This window comes from Marinovum sp. PR37, from assembly GCF_028807375.1.
Classification (GTDB): domain Bacteria; phylum Pseudomonadota; class Alphaproteobacteria; order Rhodobacterales; family Rhodobacteraceae; genus Marinovum; species Marinovum algicola.
In genome coordinates this window covers 120,959-135,674 of record NZ_JARAML010000009.1, presented here as the reverse complement: position 1 = coordinate 135,674, position 14,716 = coordinate 120,959, and the positions used below count along the sequence as shown (strand labels likewise).

General features: G+C 66.8%; 15 protein-coding genes and 1 pseudogene. 5 read left to right on the top strand and 11 right to left on the bottom strand.

All coding sequences use genetic code 11. The features are described 5' to 3' along the window. Positions 1-712, bottom strand: a pseudogene (locus PVW49_RS10295) (Re/Si-specific NAD(P)(+) transhydrogenase subunit alpha); the annotation flags it as partial. A 333-nt stretch (positions 713-1,045) separates the two neighbouring features. Between PVW49_RS10295 and PVW49_RS10290 the strand changes: the two are divergent. Further along, the gene (locus PVW49_RS10290; RefSeq protein WP_074837197.1) at positions 1,046-1,795 is read left to right on the top strand and encodes an SDR family NAD(P)-dependent oxidoreductase; all 750 of its coding nucleotides are present in this window, start codon (positions 1,046-1,048) and stop codon (positions 1,793-1,795) included. 27 nt (positions 1,796-1,822) lie between these two features. On the opposite strand, the gene PVW49_RS10285 is transcribed toward PVW49_RS10290, so the two are convergent. The 4 genes from PVW49_RS10285 to PVW49_RS10270 all read right to left on the bottom strand — a co-directional run bounded on the left by PVW49_RS10285 (position 1,823) and on the right by PVW49_RS10270 (position 6,307). Then, complete coding sequence (locus PVW49_RS10285; RefSeq protein ID WP_274590489.1) at positions 1,823-2,680, bottom strand: lysophospholipid acyltransferase family protein; 858 nt, start codon at positions 2,678-2,680, stop codon at positions 1,823-1,825. Positions 2,681-2,826: 146 nt separating this feature from the next. Then, on the bottom strand, positions 2,827-5,547 hold the full coding sequence (locus PVW49_RS10280) for a M1 family metallopeptidase (RefSeq protein ID WP_274590488.1): 2,721 nt from the start codon (positions 5,545-5,547) through the stop codon (positions 2,827-2,829). A 72-nt stretch (positions 5,548-5,619) separates the two neighbouring features. Further along, positions 5,620-6,030: a CopD family protein gene (locus tag PVW49_RS10275; RefSeq protein WP_048532340.1), complete on the bottom strand. Its 411-nt coding sequence runs from the start codon at positions 6,028-6,030 to the stop codon at positions 5,620-5,622. A gap of 4 nt (positions 6,031-6,034) precedes the next feature. Beyond that, entirely contained in the window at positions 6,035-6,307 is a 273-nt protein-coding gene (locus tag PVW49_RS10270; protein ID WP_048532341.1) for a DUF2312 domain-containing protein, read from the bottom strand. Positions 6,308-6,423: 116 nt separating this feature from the next. On the opposite strand from PVW49_RS10270, the gene PVW49_RS10265 reads away from it, so the two are divergent. Further along, positions 6,424-6,639: a hypothetical protein gene (locus PVW49_RS10265; RefSeq protein WP_048532342.1), complete on the top strand. Its 216-nt coding sequence runs from the start codon at positions 6,424-6,426 to the stop codon at positions 6,637-6,639. A 58-nt stretch (positions 6,640-6,697) separates the two neighbouring features. On the opposite strand, the gene PVW49_RS10260 is transcribed toward PVW49_RS10265, so the two are convergent. Then, positions 6,698-6,913 carry a hypothetical protein gene (locus PVW49_RS10260; protein ID WP_274590487.1) on the bottom strand — a complete coding sequence of 72 codons (216 nt, stop codon included), beginning with the start codon at positions 6,911-6,913 and terminating at the stop codon, positions 6,698-6,700. A 282-nt stretch (positions 6,914-7,195) separates the two neighbouring features. Between PVW49_RS10260 and PVW49_RS10255 the strand changes: the two genes are divergently transcribed. From PVW49_RS10255 to PVW49_RS10245, 3 genes are read left to right on the top strand one after another with little or no spacing between them, the layout of a single operon-like run. Then, positions 7,196-7,621, top strand: a complete 426-nt coding sequence (locus PVW49_RS10255; protein ID WP_074837194.1) for a YeeE/YedE family protein — start codon at positions 7,196-7,198, stop codon at positions 7,619-7,621. Next, positions 7,621-8,052: a DUF6691 family protein gene (locus tag PVW49_RS10250; RefSeq protein ID WP_274590486.1), complete on the top strand. Its 432-nt coding sequence runs from the start codon at positions 7,621-7,623 to the stop codon at positions 8,050-8,052. The genes PVW49_RS10255 and PVW49_RS10250 overlap by 1 nt, the downstream gene beginning before the upstream one ends. A 9-nt stretch (positions 8,053-8,061) precedes the next feature. Continuing rightward, complete coding sequence (locus PVW49_RS10245) at positions 8,062-8,493, top strand: TIGR01244 family sulfur transferase (RefSeq protein WP_048532346.1); 432 nt, start codon at positions 8,062-8,064, stop codon at positions 8,491-8,493. A gap of 14 nt (positions 8,494-8,507) precedes the next feature. Here PVW49_RS10245 and PVW49_RS10240 read toward each other — a convergent pair whose 3' ends face one another. The 5 genes from PVW49_RS10240 to PVW49_RS10220 form a co-directional block, all read right to left on the bottom strand. After that, entirely contained in the window at positions 8,508-9,593 is a 1,086-nt protein-coding gene (locus PVW49_RS10240) for a FliM/FliN family flagellar motor switch protein (RefSeq protein WP_074837193.1), read from the bottom strand. Positions 9,594-9,652: 59 nt separating this feature from the next. Next, the gene (locus PVW49_RS10235; RefSeq protein WP_074837192.1) at positions 9,653-12,382 is read right to left on the bottom strand and encodes an ATP-binding protein; all 2,730 of its coding nucleotides are present in this window, start codon (positions 12,380-12,382) and stop codon (positions 9,653-9,655) included. Then, positions 12,379-12,666, bottom strand: coding sequence for a hypothetical protein (locus tag PVW49_RS10230; RefSeq protein WP_048532349.1), 288 nt, complete (start codon positions 12,664-12,666; stop codon positions 12,379-12,381). Before PVW49_RS10230 ends, PVW49_RS10235 begins: the two co-directional genes overlap by 4 nt. Continuing rightward, entirely contained in the window at positions 12,663-13,031 is a 369-nt protein-coding gene (locus PVW49_RS10225) for a response regulator transcription factor (RefSeq protein WP_048532350.1), read from the bottom strand. The genes PVW49_RS10230 and PVW49_RS10225 overlap by 4 nt, the downstream gene beginning before the upstream one ends. A gap of 184 nt (positions 13,032-13,215) precedes the next feature. Beyond that, the gene (locus tag PVW49_RS10220) at positions 13,216-14,529 is read right to left on the bottom strand and encodes a helix-turn-helix domain-containing protein (RefSeq protein ID WP_274590485.1); all 1,314 of its coding nucleotides are present in this window, start codon (positions 14,527-14,529) and stop codon (positions 13,216-13,218) included. Positions 14,530-14,716 lie beyond the last annotated feature (187 nt).

Below are 14,716 nucleotides of genomic sequence, written 5' to 3'. Positions count from 1 at the left end.
CCGGGCTGGAGACCGCGGCATAGCCGCCGGTGGCGGCGCCGTCGGCCTGTTCTTCCTCGAAGTCGAGATAGACGAATTCGGCCCCCATCGATTCGACCTGTTCGGCCACTTCCGGCCGCACGTCGAAGGCATAGGTGATGGCGCCAAGCGAGGTCGAGGTACCGATTGCGGCCAGACCGGCCACACCGGCGCCGACCACCAGAACCTTGGCCGGGGGTACTTTGCCAGCGGCCGTCACCTGACCGGTGAAGAAGCGGCCGAAGTTGTTGCCGGCCTCGATCACCGCGCGGTAACCGGCGATATTGGCCATCGACGACAAGGCGTCCATCTTCTGCGCGCGCGAGATACGCGGCACCATCTCCATCGCGATGACCGAGGCGCCCTTGGCCTTGGCGGCCTCCATGCCCTCTTCGTTCCCGGCCGGATTGAAGAAGGAAATCAGCGTCTTGTCTTCGGTCAGATAGTCCAGCTCTTCGGTGGTCGGAATCCGCACCTTGGCAATGATGTCGGCCGTGCCCCAGAGCGCCTCGGCGCTGTCGACGACGGTGACACCCGCCTCGCGGTAGAGATCATCCGAGAACCCGGCTTTCGCCCCGGCCCCGGTCTCGACCAGGCACTCGTAGCCCAGCTTCTGCAACTGCGTCGCGCTGTCCGGCGTCATGGCGACCCGGTTCTCGCCGTTCAGTATCTCTCGTGGCGTCCCGATTTTCACGTGTGCGTTTCCTTCGTCGGTTACGTCGTTCCATTGCGCAATATCCGCTGCGCAATTATATTTCAACGCGACTTCTGTCGAGATGAAAGAACACAGGTCGATTCCCTGCCGCAACTTCATATTTGTTGCGTTGCGGCATGTCCATGCCGCCACGTAATTCACGAATATTGACAAATTATCGTGCAGATTCGACGCCACCAGAGGAAACCTTGCCCGGCCTCAGGCCCGCGCCCGGGCGCGCCGCCATCGTCATTTGCCCCGTAGCAGGGGCGCGGCCTGCTTGCCAAAAGGCGGCATTGCAGCGCAGGTTGGCGACACAGCGAAGGAGACGACATGCTCGAGGGAAAACACGCCGTGATCACCGGTGGCGGCACCGGCATCGGGCTGTCGATCGCGCAGGCGCTGGCCGGGGCCGGCGCCGAGGTGACGATCACCGGCCGCCGGGCCGAAGTGCTGGAGGCGGTCGCCGGCCCCGGGCTGCATCCGCTGGTGATGGATGTGACCGAGGAAAGTTCGGTGACCCGAGGCGTTGCGCAGGCGGTGGCGGCGCGGGGCCCCGTGCAAATCTGCGTGCCCAATGCCGGGATTGCCGAAGGCCAGTCGATCCGCAAGACCGATCTGGACGCCTGGCGGCACACGATGCGCACCAATCTCGACGGTGCCTTTCTGACAATCCGCGCCTGCCTGCCCTCGATGACCGAAACCGACTGGGGCCGGGTTATCGCCGTCTCGTCGATTGCCGGCATCCGCGGGTTGCGCGGCGCGCCGGCCTATACCGCCTCGAAACACGGGCTGGTCGGGCTGATCCGCGGCCTGAGCGAGGATTTCCTCGGCACGCCGTTTACCTTCAATGCGCTCTGCCCTGGCTATGTGGACACCGAGATTGTCAGCCGCAACCAGAGCAGTATTGCCGAACGCACCGGGATGAGTGCCGAGGATGCGCTGGCGGTGATGGTCAAGGCCAACCGCCACCGGCGGCTGCTGGACGCCGAAGAGGTTGCGGCAGCGGCGCTCTGGCTCTGCGGGCCGGGCTCGCAAAGCGTCAATGGCCAGACCATCGAGATCGCCGGCGGCCAGATGTAGCGGATTGCCAGACGCCGGCGGCAGCCGTCAGGCCAGTTCCGGCGCATGTACCAGCGGCACGGCGCGTTCGTAATCCGACCGCCCCCCGGCCAGCGACAGGGTCGCCTCGCGCAGCATGGCGATCCCCTCTTCCGGCCTGGCCGGAAGATCTGCGGCGGCAATCGGTGTGCCGACCTGGATGCGGAAGATCTGGCGATGCTTGTTCAGCGTCTCGTGAAACAGGGTGATGTCGCGCAGGGTGGGGTGGATCGCGTCGAACAGGTAGAACAGCGCAGAATTGCGCGCCTCCATCCGCAGCGGGATGACCGGCAGGCCAAACTTGCGCGCGAGGGTCACCGGCGAGGACATCCACGGCCGTTCATAAAGCCTCAGGCCGCGCCGCTTGGCCAGGCGGCCGGAGGGAAAGATCACCCCCAACCGGCCCTCTTTGACCGCCTTGCTGGTATAGGCCATGGTCTGTCGCGTCTTGGCATGGCTGCGCTTTTCCTTGCGCCATTCGACCGGGGCGATCATCCCCTCCATCTGCGGCAGCACGCGCAGGATGTCGTGATTGGCAAAGAAATAGCTGTCGGGCCGTTTGCGGGCCAGAAGCCGGTGCAACACGATGCCATCGGCAATGCCTGTCGGATGGTTGGCGACGATCAGCGCCGGCCCGCTGGCGGGAATGTTCTCGAGCCCGCTGGCCTCGACCCGCCGCGCCAGAAGCCGGCCCATGCGATCCATGATCTCGGGATAGGGGCTGTCGCGCAGCTCGGTGGCCAGCGCAATGGTGTCCTCGTAACTCAACAAGCGGTCGAGGAGGCGACGGGCCAGTCGCGCCTGCAAGCGGTCGGCAAAGAGCCAGTTGGCGCGCTCTTGAATCAGTGGGTCTATGCGATCTCTCATTCGCCCAAATCGTCATGGCTAAGCAACAGCTTCATGACATATGGCGCGAATTCGGTCCGAGGAAAGCCCGGCGGGGCAAAAAGCCGCTTGATGCGCCAAAACCCGCCGCCCCCCGGCCCGGACCGGCCGGGAGGCGCACGTCGGCATCAGGCGCCAGCAAGCATCCGGGTGACCATTTCGGTGGTATCGCGGCTGAGCCCCGGGGTGGCCGCAATCCGTTCGAGCGCGGCCCTGGCATGGGCCTGACGAGACGCGTCATAGCGCCGCCAGGTCTGGAACAGCGCGCACATCCGCGCGGTGGTCTGCGGGTTCTTGGCATCGAGCGCGATCAGCTTGTCGGCCACCAGCGCATAGCCCTTGCCCGAGCCATGGTGAAAGCCCGCGTGGTTCCTGCCGAGCGCGCCCAGCACGGCGCGGAACCGGTTCGGGTTGGTCAGGGTGAAATCCGGGTGCCGGGTCAGCCGTTCGGCCACCTCGGCCGCCCGGGCGGGCGCGGCATGGCTCACCTGCAAGCCGAACCACTTGTCCATCACCAGACGGTCATCCTTCCATTGCTGCTGGAATGCCTCGAGCTCGGCCTCGCCCTTGCCGGCGATCAGCAGACCTGCGAGCGCCGAGAGCTGCAAGGTCATGTTGTCGGCCCGCGCATATTGCTGGGCCGCCTGGGCACCGCCGTCGATCCGGCTGAGCAGCCCCAGCACTGCCGTGCTCAGGTCGCGTTTGCTTGCCTGGCCGGCGTCGGGACGATACGGCGCCTCGATCTGGTTCTCGGCGTAGAGCACCGGCAGAAGATCCTGCAAATGCTCGGCCATCCGCAGCTTGAGCGTCTCATGCGCGGTATAGATCGCCTCCGGGTCGGGGGTCTGGCCGCGATCGTGCTGCATCTGCGCGATTTCGGATTGCGTCGGCAGCGCCAGCATCTGCGCCCGCAGCGCCGGATCGAGCCCCCGGTCGCGCAGCACGGCGGTAAGCCCGTCGAGGTAGTCCGCATCCGGCCGTGCATCGCCCGTCACCATATCGAGCAGGGTTGCCCGGGCCAGGTTGCGCCCGGCCTCCCACCGATTGAAAGGATCGGTGTCATGCGCCAGCAGAAAGGCGTTCTCGGTGCTGGTCAGGCTGCGATCGAGGATCACCGGCGCCGAGAAATCGCGCAGGATCGACGGCACCGGCTTCGCCGCGAGCCCGGTGAAGCGAAAGCTCTGTTCGGCCTGCGTCATCTCGAGCACTTCGGTCGGCCGCACCTCGGCGCCGTTCGGCCCCAGCAGCCCGACGGCGATCGGGATGACCTGTGGCAGTTTCTCCTCCTGCCCCGGCGTCGGCCGCGTCTCCTGCCGAAAGGTCAGCGTATAGGTGCCGCCGCCGGTCGGCGCAGCCCCGCCCGAAGCCTGTTCGCGCGCCGCGCCCCGGACCTGATCCGGGGCCCCTTGGCTTCCCTTTGAATCATCACTTGCCCCTTGTTCGGCGGCGAGGTCCCGGCTCGGAGGCCGGGACGCGGGAACGCCTTCCGCCCCGGTCTCGCCCGGCTCCCAGGCCTCCTCGACCGTCAGCCGCGGGGTGCCGGATTGCGAATACCAGCGCTTGAACTGACCGAGATCGCGGCCCGTGGTGTCCTCGAACACCTTGAGCCAATCCTCGATCGTCGCCGCATCGCCATCATGACGCTCGAAATACAGCTCGACCGCCTTGTAATACGCCTCCTCTCCGACCAGCCGTTTCAGCATGCCGATCACCTCGGCGCCCTTTTCATAGACCGTGGCAGTGTAGAAATTGTTGATTTCCTGAAAACTCTCCGGCCGCACCGGGTGGCTCAGCGGCCCGTTGTCCTCGGGAAACTGCCGGCCGCGCAGGTCCATGACATCGCCGATCCGCTTGACCGGGGCCGAACGCACATCCGAAGTAAACTGCGCATCGCGGAACACCGTCAGCCCCTCTTTCAGACAGAGCTGGAACCAGTCGCGGCAGGTGATGCGGTTGCCGGTCCAGTTGTGAAAATACTCGTGCGCGATGATCGCCTCGATACGTTCGAAATTCGCATCGGTCGCGGTCTCGGGGCTGGCCAGAACCGCTGAAGAGTTGAAAATGTTCAACCCCTTGTTCTCCATCGCCCCCATATTGAAGTCATCCACGGCCACGATGTTGAAGATGTCCAAGTCGTATTCACGCCCATAGACCTCTTCATCCCAGGTCATCGAGCGTTTGAGCGCCTCCATGCCAAAGGCGCATTTGTGCAGATCGCCCGGACGCACCCAGATGTTCAGCTCGACCGCGCGTCCCGATCCGGTGGTGAAACTGTCGGGATGATTGACCAGATCGCCCGCCACCAGCGCAAAGAGATAGGCCGGTTTCGGCCAGGGATCGTGCCATTCGGCCCAGCCCGCGCCCTGCCCCGCCTTGTTGCCGTTCGACAGCATCACCGGCAGATCGCCCTCGATCCGCACGGTAAAGACCGACATCACGTCGGGCCGGTCGGGGTAGAAGGTGATCTTGCGAAAGCCCTCGGCCTCGCATTGGGTGCAATACATCCCCGACGACATGTAGAGGCCTTCGAGCGCGGTATTGTTGGCCGGGTCGATCTCGACCTCGGCCTCCCAGGTAAAGGCGCCCTCGGGCACGGCGCAGGTCAGTCCCCTGTCGCTGAGCTCGGGGTTGACCTCCCTGCCGTCGATCCTGGCCGAGATCAGGCGCAGATCTTCGCCGTGCAGAAAGAAGGTCCGGTCCGTAGCCTCAGGGTTGGGCGCAAAGCGGATCTTCGACAGCACCCGCGTCGCATGCGGCGCCAGCCGAAAGGTCAGCTCGACACTTTCAACGGTGAATCCGAAGGGCGTGTAATCCTTGAGATAAATGGTCTGGGGGGATGCGTCTTTCATGGCGGGCCTGCTCCGTATGGGTCTGGGGCGGAAGGTAGGCCCTGTGCCGGACCTCCACAAGCCAAAGCCCGGTCAGAACGGTTTGACCACCACCACCCAGAGCACGGCAACCACGCCCAACACGCTGATTTCGTTAAAAACCCGCAGGTAAAGATCGCTTTCGCGGAACTCGCCCAGCCGGGCCCGCGCCACCATGCGGCCGGTCAGGACGTAATGCCCGGCCAACAGTGCCACCAGGCCCAGCTTGACCCAGACCCAGGGCGCGAAGGCCCAGGCCCATCCCAGCCAGAGCCCGGTCAAAAGCGCGATGACGCCGAGCCCGGCCGAAAACCGATAGAGCCGATAGGTCAGATCGCCCAGTGGGCCGAATTCCCCCAGCCGCGCCCATTCGCGCTTCCAATAGATCAACGCGCGCGGGACCGCGAAGATCGAGGTCATCCAGCCCATGACGCAGAGCAGATGTATGATCTTGACCCAGTGCATGGGCTCAGGACATGCCCAGCGCTTCCTTGTACATCTCGAGCACCGCCTCTTCCTCGGCGATGTCGTCCTTGTCGCGCTTGCGCAGCGCGATCACCTTGCGCATGACCTTGGTGTCGTAGCCGCGCGCCTTGGCCTCGGCCATCACCTCTTTCTGCTGTTCGGCGATGTCCTTCTTTTCCTGGTCCAGCCGCTCGAAGCGTTCGATGAACTGGCGCAGCTCGCCGGCGGTCACCTTGTAGCTGTCGGGGATACCATTCTCGTTCTCGGTCACGTCCATGATGTGCTCCTGCCTGTTTTCAGGTGTTGCTAGCTTTGCCGCGCCTTTACCGCAAGACCCTTGCGATGGCACGCCGCTTCTATTACCGAAGCGCGAAATTGCGCAGGAGACGAGATATGGACTGGCTGATCTGGGGCGGCGCCGCGCTGTCGGTGGTGGGATTGCTCGGGCTGGTCTGGTGCATCGTCACCGTGATGCGTGCGCGCAGGGCCGGCCTTGACGATGCAGAGATGCGCGCGGTGATGCAGCGGGTGCTGCCGCGCAATCTCGGATCGCTGTTTCTGTCGGTGATCGGGCTGATGATGGTGATCGTCGGCATTTCCCTCGGCTGAGGACGGCTGCGATCGCGCCGGAATGAGGCCCGCCCCCGGGGGGCAGGCCCCGGTTCTCTCAGACCGGAAGATTGTCGAACTGCGCTTCGACCTCTTCCTCGAAGCGGTCCTGCTCGGGCCGCGTGCCATAGCGGCCAAAGTGGACGCGGTCGGTCCCCGCCTTTTGCTTCAGCGCGGCCAGATGGGCGCGCAGACGGTCCTTGTCCAAGGGGCCGCTGGCGGCGATCTGGGCTTCGATGTCGGCGATCAATGTCTGATATTGCATCCTGGTCATTTTGGTCCTCCCCGTAGCTGCGACAGTAGCACACTCTCAGATTCGAGTAACAGTTTCTGCACGCATGGGTTGTATTTCGGGCGATTTTCGGTGGGTTTTTGCTCTTTTTCCTCGGCGCTGCCCAGTATGTCGGCAATGCCGTCGGGCGCGCGTTGACCCACATCAAGCCCGCGTCAATCCGGGCGCGGCATGTCCCCCCTTGAAACACATTCCATTATCAATATATGAAGTATTCGAAGGACGGGCCGAAGACCGGCCCGGCGCAGGAAAAGGTCGGCACGAATGGAAGCGGATTGGATTTGGGGGCTGGTCGGCGGGCTGCTGATCGGCAGCGGCGGCGCGGTGTACCTGCTCGGCAACGGCCGGATCATGGGCGCCAGCGGCATCATTGGTGGACTGGTCGATGGCAGCGGTCGCGGCACCGTCGGGGAACGGCTGATCTTTCTCGCCGGGGTCTTTGTCCTGCCGCTGCTGCTCCTGCCGCTGTTTCCCGAGGCCGACACCCATCTGACAACCAACCCGGCGGTGCTGGTGGCGGCCGGGCTGCTGGTCGGCATCGGCACCCGGCTGGCCAATGGCTGCACCTCCGGCCATGGCGTCTGTGGCATTTCGCGGCTGTCGCTGCGCGGCATCGTCGCCACGGTGTTCTATATCGGCGCCGGGGCGCTGACGGTCGTGTTGTTCCGCCACCTTCTGGGAGTGATCTGATGCGGTATCTGATGGCTTTGCTGGCCGGGTCGCTGTTTGGCGCCGGGCTGTTCATCTCGGGCATGACCGACACCGCCAAGGTGCAGGGCTGGCTCGATGTCTTTGGCGATTGGGATCCGACGCTGGCCTTTGTCATGGGCGGCGCGATCGTGCCGATGGCGCTGGCCTGGCGGCTGACCCGGCGTGGCACGCCGCTGACCGGAGGCAGCTTCCCCGCCCCGCCAGAGCCGAAGCTCGGCCGCAACCTGGTGCTGGGCTCGGCGCTCTTCGGCATGGGCTGGGGGCTCTCCGGGCTCTGCCCCGGCCCCTCCATCGCGGCGCTGGGATTTGGCCATTGGGGCCATGCGGTCTTTGTCGCGGCGATGCTTGCCGGGATGTTCGCGGCGCCGGCGATCAGAGGGCAACTGGACAGATACGGCGCGCCGGCCTAATAGGGCATCATGGATATCAGGCACATTGACGAGAGCTATCACGTCTCTCCCCAGATCACGCCCGAAGACGCCGCCGCGCTGGCCGAGGCGGGGTTTTCGACCCTCATCTGCAACCGCCCCGATGCCGAGGTGCCGCCGGCGCTTCAGGCCGAGGCGATGCGGCAGGCGGCCGAGGCGGCCGGGCTCGACTTTCACGTCCTGCCGCTCACCCATCAGACCATGACGCCGGACAATATCGCTGAACAGGCGCGGCTCGTGGCCGAGGCAAAGGGGCCGGTTCTGGCCTATTGCGCCTCTGGCACGCGCTGTACGGTGATCTGGTCTCTGGCACAGGCGATGGCCGGCGACCGCTCGACCGACGAGATCCTCGCCAAGGCGGCCGAGGGCGGCTACGACCTCGCCGGTCTGCGCCCGCAGCTCGACCTGATGCGGCAGATCTGAGCCCGCCGCCGGGATCATTCGAACCCGGCATTGCCCAGTTCCTGCGTCCCGTCCAAGGCCACCGGCGCGGTGTCCGGCTCCGGCGGGTCGTCGAAATCCATGGGCGGCAGTTCGGGCAGCGACGTCACCTGCTCTTTCGGCACCTGCCGCGCCGGTCCGGCGGGCGCGCTGCGCGCTGGTGTATCCGCCACTGGCTCGGCCGGGGGCTCGGGCCGCGCGGCCGGGCCAAAGCGCACCGCCCAATGCTCGCCCACGCGACCCAGCCGCGCCTGCCCGGCCAGGGTGCCGTCAACCGATCGCAGTTCGGCCGTGGCCAGCGCCAGCCGGTCCAGCGGCAGCACATCGCCGGGCCGCAATGCCCCGGCGCGCGACAAGGGCAGCGACAGGCGCCCGGCAACGACCCGCAGCTCGGCCGGAACCTGCAAGAAACTCTCGCCCGCCGTTGCGGCGGGTTCGGCTTGGTTCCGGCGCTCGGCCATGTCGGCGGCCGGCAGCAGCAGCGCGATCTCGCCGGTCCGTCGGCCCAGCGCCACATCCACCGTCAGCCGCAGCAGGTGAAACCGGGTCGCGTCGAGCGCCAGCGCCAGCGCGCGGGCATCCTCGGCCATGGCGCCAAATCGGTAGCCGACCAGCCAGTCGCCCGCCTTGCCACAGTCCGGGCCGGTCCCCACGGGCAGCCCCTCCGCAAGCGCAAGGTCGACCCGTTCCAGGGCGGCATCGAGCCAGGGCGCCACCATCGCGGCGTCGGTCGGCGTCAACGCCCGGTCGGACAGCTCGAGGGTGCTGACCACGCCCATGACCTGCACCTCGATCAACGCCGCCACCATCGCCCGGTTCAGCGCCACTGCGCCGCGCGCGCCATCCGGCCCGTCGAGCAACGCCAGCAGCATGTCCGGGCCGCAGGCGGCGGCAACCTCCTCGCCGCCGAGCCCCGTGCTCTTGACCTCGGTGACCTGCACCGGCAGCTCGTAGAGCTGCGCGGCAGCGCGGGCCAGCCCCAGTCGCAGCGCCCGGGCCGGCGACATTTCCCGCACCTCCTGCGCCCTGCGCGCGGCAGAGGCCAGATCCCGGAGCAGATTCTTGCGTTGGGTGTCAGCCATGATTTCCCGGTCATCGCGAGCCCGGCGGGCTCTTTGCTCATACCCGATGATCTATGCCGTCAATTGGTTAACTTCGGCTTACCCCGTGCCGGCCGCGCAGCCGCGGCAGTGGCAGGCAAGGTGACGCGGAAATGCGCATTGCGCTCCGACGGCAGGTAATCCACCGCCCCGCCCAGCCGCTCCATGATCTGGCGGCAGATCGACAGGCCCAGCCCGGCGCCGCCGGCCCTCTGCGGGCTGGCACGGGCGAATTTCTCGAAGATCAGGTCGCGCGCCTCGAGCGGAATGCCCGAGCCATTGTCGACGAAATCCACCTGCACCTGCCCGTCGGAGAGCGGCCGCGTGGTGATCCGCAATTCCGGCGCCGCGGCGTCACAATATTTGCGGGCATTGGCGATCAGATTGATGAAGACCTGCCCCAGCCGGTCGAAATCGGTTTCCAGCCGGATCGGGGCGGCGGCATCCTCGCGCAGCACCCGCAGCCCGGCATCGCCTTCGGCGGCGGCGGCCGAAACCGCCTTGTCCAGCGCCTCGCGCAGATCGCCCTGGCGGATGTTGAGGTTGACCTGGCCGTTCTCCAGCACGCTGAGATCGAGCAGATCGTCGAGCAGCCGGGTCAGCCGGACGGATTCGTCATGGATGATCGACGAATATTTCCGCTGTTCCTCGGGCGAGACATCGGCGGTGTCGCGCAGGATCTCGGAAAACGCCCGGATCGAGGTCATCGGCGTGCGCAGCTCGTGGCTGATCTGGCTCAGGAAGGCGTCCTTCTGCACCGACAGCCGGGTCAGCTTGTCATTGGCCTCGCGCAGCTTGGCGGCGGTGGCGGCCAGTTCCTTGGACTGCGCCTCGAGCCGGTCGGAATATTCGATCATCTGCGCAGTTTCGTCGGCCACCGCCAGCAGTTCCCGCACCGAGACGCTGGCGCCGCCGACGATCTGCGCCACCATGGCATGCGCCGTGGCCGCCCCGACCGAGCCCGACAGCTCGCGCTCCAGCCGTTGCAGGAAATCCGGGTTCGGCTCCGGCAGGGCGCCGGGGCGCACCGCCCGGCCCGATTGCCGTTCCGCCTCCTGCTCGAAAAACGCCTGCGCCTCGGGCGCGCCGAGGATACGCTGCGCCATGACCATCAGGTCCTCGGCCTGCGCCGCCCCGGCCGACCAGCTACGCGCCGAGCCGGCCTGATTGAGCACATTGACGAATTGCGCCCCCTGAAGCCGCTCCAGCGGCGTCGGGAACGTGGCGAGCGACACGGTGAAGAAGGTCAGCGCATTGAGCAGAAGCGACCAGAGCACCGCATGCACCAGCGGATCGAGCCCCTCGATGCCAAAGAGCGCCTGCGGCCGCAGCCAGGCGATGCCGAGCGGGCCGTTCGCGAGGATGTCCTGCGGCATGATCCCGCCGCCGAGGCTCGGCAGGAACAGCGCGTAGCCCCAGAGCCCGAAGCCGACGCTCAGCCCCGCCAGCGCGCCAAGCCGTGTCGCGCCACGCCAGTAGAGCCCGCCGATCATCACCGGCAACACCTGCGCCACCCCGGCGAAACTGACCAGCCCGATCGAGGCCAGCGCCGCGCCGCCGCCGGTGGTGCGGTAATAGACGTATCCCAGCGCCACCACCCCGGCGATGGAAATCCGCCGTGACAGCAGCACCACATGGCGCACGTCCCCCGATACGCTGGCCCGCCCGCCGGTCCAGCGCAGCCAGAGCGGCATCACCATATGGTTCGACACCATGGTCGCCAGCGCCAACGCCGCCACGATCACCATCGAGGTCGCCGAGGAAAAGCCTCCGAGAAAGGAAAAGATCGCCAATGCGGTCTGGCCCTCGGCCAGCGGCAGGGTGAGGACAAAGAGATCGGGGTTCGCGCCCTCGGGCAGCCGTTCGAGCCCCATCACCGCGATCGGCACGACAAACAGGCTCATCAGCAGCAGATAGCCGGGAAAGGCCCAGGAGGCGGTGCGCAGATGCGCCTCGTCGGCGTTTTCCACCACCATCACCTGAAACATCCGCGGCAGGCAGAGGCAGGCCGCCGCCGACAGGAAGGTCAGCGCCGCCCAGCGGCCGCCGTCCATCTGCCAGTTGCCGATCTTCGAGGCATCGATCCGCGCCAGGGTCTCGTTCACCCCGCCGGACAGGCCCCAGACCACGAAGACGCCGACCGCCAGCAACGCCACCAGCTTGACCACCGCCTCGACGGCGATGGCCATGACGACGCCGTGGTGACGTTCGTTGGCATCGAGATTGCGGGTGCCGAAGAGCACGGTAAAGAGCGCCAGCCCCATCGCCACCCAGAGCGCCGTCGAGGCGCGCGCGCCGTCCCCCGGCCCGGGCTGGCCCACCGCATCGGCGAAAGAGGCGAAGGACAGGGTCACCGATTGCAATTGCAGCGCGATGTAAGGCGTGGTGCCGACCACGGCGAGGATGGTGACACCGACCGCGAGCAGGTTCGACTTGCCGAACCGCGCCGAGATCAGGTCGGCGATCGAGGTCACCCGCTGCGCCCGGCCGACCCGCACCAGCTTGCGCAGCACCCACCACCAGCCGATCATCACGATGGTCGGCCCGAGGTAGATGGTGATATATTCAAGCCCCGATCGCGCGGCATAGCCGACGGCGCCGTAAAACGTCCAGGCGGTGCAATAGATCGACAGCGACAGGGTGTAGACCATCGGCGAGCGCAGCCAGCGGCCGCGGCCGCGCATGGCGCTGCGCTCGGCCACGAAGGCGACGAGGAAGAGCAGCGCCACATAGACCGTGCAGACCAGGATCAGCAGGTTGACGGTGTTCATCTGCCGGCCTCCCGCCGGCTTTCCGGCGGGCTGTCCTCGGGCTCGCTCCGGTCGTCGCGCAGATAGAGCGAGAGCACCATCGCCGCCGCCACCAGCGCCGCCCAGATCAGAAAGAGATAGATCACCGCGCCCGACATCGTCACGCCCTCGGCGCCTTCGGACCAGAGCAGCGGCACCATCATCAGCACGATGCCCAGCACCGGCAGGAACCGCGCCGCATCCTGAAGCCGGCGCCGGCGATAGGTCTGGCGCTCGACAAACAGATGCCGGGGCCGGTCGCTCATGCCTCGGCCAGCTCGCGCACGGCTTCGAGAATGTCGGTGTTGGAGAACGGCTTGGTCATGAAGCGGCTGGCCCCCGCCGCCGCCGCCATCTCGCGGTCTTTTGTCTGGCCGCGGGCGGTGAGGATCAGCACCGGCAGCTTCGCCCAGCGTTCCTGTGCCCGGAGTTCGCGCAGGATTTCATAGCCCGAGCGGCCGGGCAGCATGACATCGAGGATCAGCAGATCCGGCGCCCGCCGGTCCACCGCCTCGAGCGCGTCGTGACCGTTGGAATGGGTGAAGACCTCCCAGCCGTCGCGGGACAGGAAAAACTTGATCGCCTCGATGATATTCGGCTCGTCCTCGATGACGAGAACCCGTTTGCCCATCGCGTCCTCCTCCCCAGGTCAGCGCCGCGCACTTATATTATCCCGGCTTTATCGGCCGATTTCCGGGGCAAGTCAAAACGCTTTCTGGCCGCCGGCGCGTCCCCGGGGGGCTCTGCCCCCGGCCTGCGGCCTCCCCCGAGGGTATTTTCGGCAAGAGGAAGCAGGGGCGTCAGCCCGGGGCCGGTCACAGCCCTTCGGCCAGCACCGAGGGCTCTCGCCGGGCGCTGCATCCGGTGCGGGCGCAGATCCGGCAGGAGACGCCGATCGGCACCGGGGCCTGGCCGGTCTGCCCCGCGCGCTGGCTGTCGAAGCTCGGGCGGAACAGCATCGCCGCCTCGATCCGCGCCACATCGCCGAAGCGCATGCCGCCGGTGGGCTCGGCCACCGAGAAGGTCTCGAAGCGCCGCGCCTCGCGGGCGGATTGCTCGACCAGGCGATAGATCGGCTGCGCCGGCCGGGTCAGCGCGGTGAACAGCGGCCAGAGCGCGCAGGCGGCGCCGAAGCGCGGCAGCGGGAACTCGTCGAGCGGCTTGCGGAACAGCAAGGTGCCCGAGGCATCGCAGATCACCAGCCCGAGCGGCCCCAGCCCGGCCTCGGCCGGCAGCGTCGCCAGCCGGTGCAGCGCGCTGCCCAGCGGGGCATCGAAGGCCTGCGACAGGGCCGCCGGGTCGAAGCCCTGGGCGGCGACGAAATCGCGCAGCGGCGCGGGGGGAATGCGGGTCACGTCGCGGGCGTAGCGCGACAGATAGCGCCGCATGGCATCGCGCGAGGCCGCCATGGTGAGCGACGCCGAGCCGTCGACGATCTCGTCCACCGTGCGGCTTCCCTCCTCGAGCACCGGGAAGTGATAGGCGTTTTCCTCGAGAAAGGCCTCCACCTCTTCCTGCGGCGAGGTCAGGTTGGCCTCGCTGTCGGCGGAATCGAGGTAGCGCACCAGCGCGGTCGAGCTTTCCGCCAGCCGGCGGGCATCCTCGTTGATGTTGCGGTGGAACCGGTCGCGCCATTCCGGCTCGATCTCGCCGGTCTCGGCGAGGATGCCGGCGGTGGAGCGGATCGAGGTCACGGTCGAGAGCATGTCGTGCAGCGAGGCGGCGAGATGCGGGTCATGGGTGAGCCGGTCGGTCAGGGTCTCGACCGTGCGTTCCAGCGCGTCGATCCGCTTGCGGCTGTCGGCCAGCAGCGCCGCCCAGCCGGGAAAGCGGCCGGCAAATTCGTCGATCCGGTCGAGCTCGGCCTTGAGATCGGGGCGCGCCGCGGCGGCCTCGCGCAGAGCCGCGATCAGCGCCACCTCGGCGCCTTCGACCAGCGCCGAGGGCTCGACCTCGAGGATGCGGGCGATCGAAAGCAGCAATTTTCCGCCGATTCTGCGGCGGTTGTGTTCGATCAGATTGAGGTAGGAGGCCGAGATGCCCGCCGCCTCGGCAAGCTCGGCCTGCTTGAGCCGGAGCACGGTGCGCCGCTCGCGGATGCGGGTGCCTGTCAGAGTGTCGCGGGCCATGGGCATTTCCCCGGAAGTTTCAAGGGCGTTCTGCGTCGCAGAATAAGTTATTTACAAATTCTGCCCCTGCATAGTCCATTTCTTTACAAAAAAAACCTTCCATCAAAAGCCCTTGTTGCGAAATTTTCTGAGCTGCCGCGATAATGGCCCTGCACGAAAAGTGCCATGTGCCCCGGGGAAGAGGAGC

What these genes read in the sequence shown, in the direction of transcription:
- PVW49_RS10260 (WP_274590487.1), bottom strand. Translation starts at nt 6,913, where the DNA reads ATGACCAGGATGCAATATCAGACATTGATCGCCGACATCGAAGCCCAG.
- PVW49_RS10270 (WP_048532341.1), bottom strand. Translation starts at nt 6,307, where the DNA reads ATGGACGTGACCGAGAACGAGAATGGTATCCCCGACAGCTACAAGGTG.
- PVW49_RS10250 (WP_274590486.1), top strand. Translation starts at nt 7,621, where the DNA reads ATGCGGTATCTGATGGCTTTGCTGGCCGGGTCGCTGTTTGGCGCCGGG.
- PVW49_RS10255 (WP_074837194.1), top strand. Translation starts at nt 7,196, where the DNA reads ATGGAAGCGGATTGGATTTGGGGGCTGGTCGGCGGGCTGCTGATCGGC.
- PVW49_RS10280 (WP_274590488.1), bottom strand. Translation starts at nt 5,547, where the DNA reads ATGAAAGACGCATCCCCCCAGACCATTTATCTCAAGGATTACACGCCC.
- PVW49_RS10265 (WP_048532342.1), top strand. Translation starts at nt 6,424, where the DNA reads ATGGACTGGCTGATCTGGGGCGGCGCCGCGCTGTCGGTGGTGGGATTG.
- PVW49_RS10230 (WP_048532349.1), bottom strand. Translation starts at nt 12,666, where the DNA reads ATGAGCGACCGGCCCCGGCATCTGTTTGTCGAGCGCCAGACCTATCGC.
- PVW49_RS10245 (WP_048532346.1), top strand. Translation starts at nt 8,062, where the DNA reads ATGGATATCAGGCACATTGACGAGAGCTATCACGTCTCTCCCCAGATC.
- PVW49_RS10225 (WP_048532350.1), bottom strand. Translation starts at nt 13,031, where the DNA reads ATGGGCAAACGGGTTCTCGTCATCGAGGACGAGCCGAATATCATCGAG.
- PVW49_RS10290 (WP_074837197.1), top strand. Translation starts at nt 1,046, where the DNA reads ATGCTCGAGGGAAAACACGCCGTGATCACCGGTGGCGGCACCGGCATC.
- PVW49_RS10275 (WP_048532340.1), bottom strand. Translation starts at nt 6,030, where the DNA reads ATGCACTGGGTCAAGATCATACATCTGCTCTGCGTCATGGGCTGGATG.
- PVW49_RS10285 (WP_274590489.1), bottom strand. Translation starts at nt 2,680, where the DNA reads ATGAGAGATCGCATAGACCCACTGATTCAAGAGCGCGCCAACTGGCTC.
- PVW49_RS10240 (WP_074837193.1), bottom strand. Translation starts at nt 9,593, where the DNA reads ATGGCTGACACCCAACGCAAGAATCTGCTCCGGGATCTGGCCTCTGCC.
- PVW49_RS10235 (WP_074837192.1), bottom strand. Translation starts at nt 12,382, where the DNA reads ATGAACACCGTCAACCTGCTGATCCTGGTCTGCACGGTCTATGTGGCG.
- PVW49_RS10220 (WP_274590485.1), bottom strand. Translation starts at nt 14,529, where the DNA reads ATGGCCCGCGACACTCTGACAGGCACCCGCATCCGCGAGCGGCGCACC.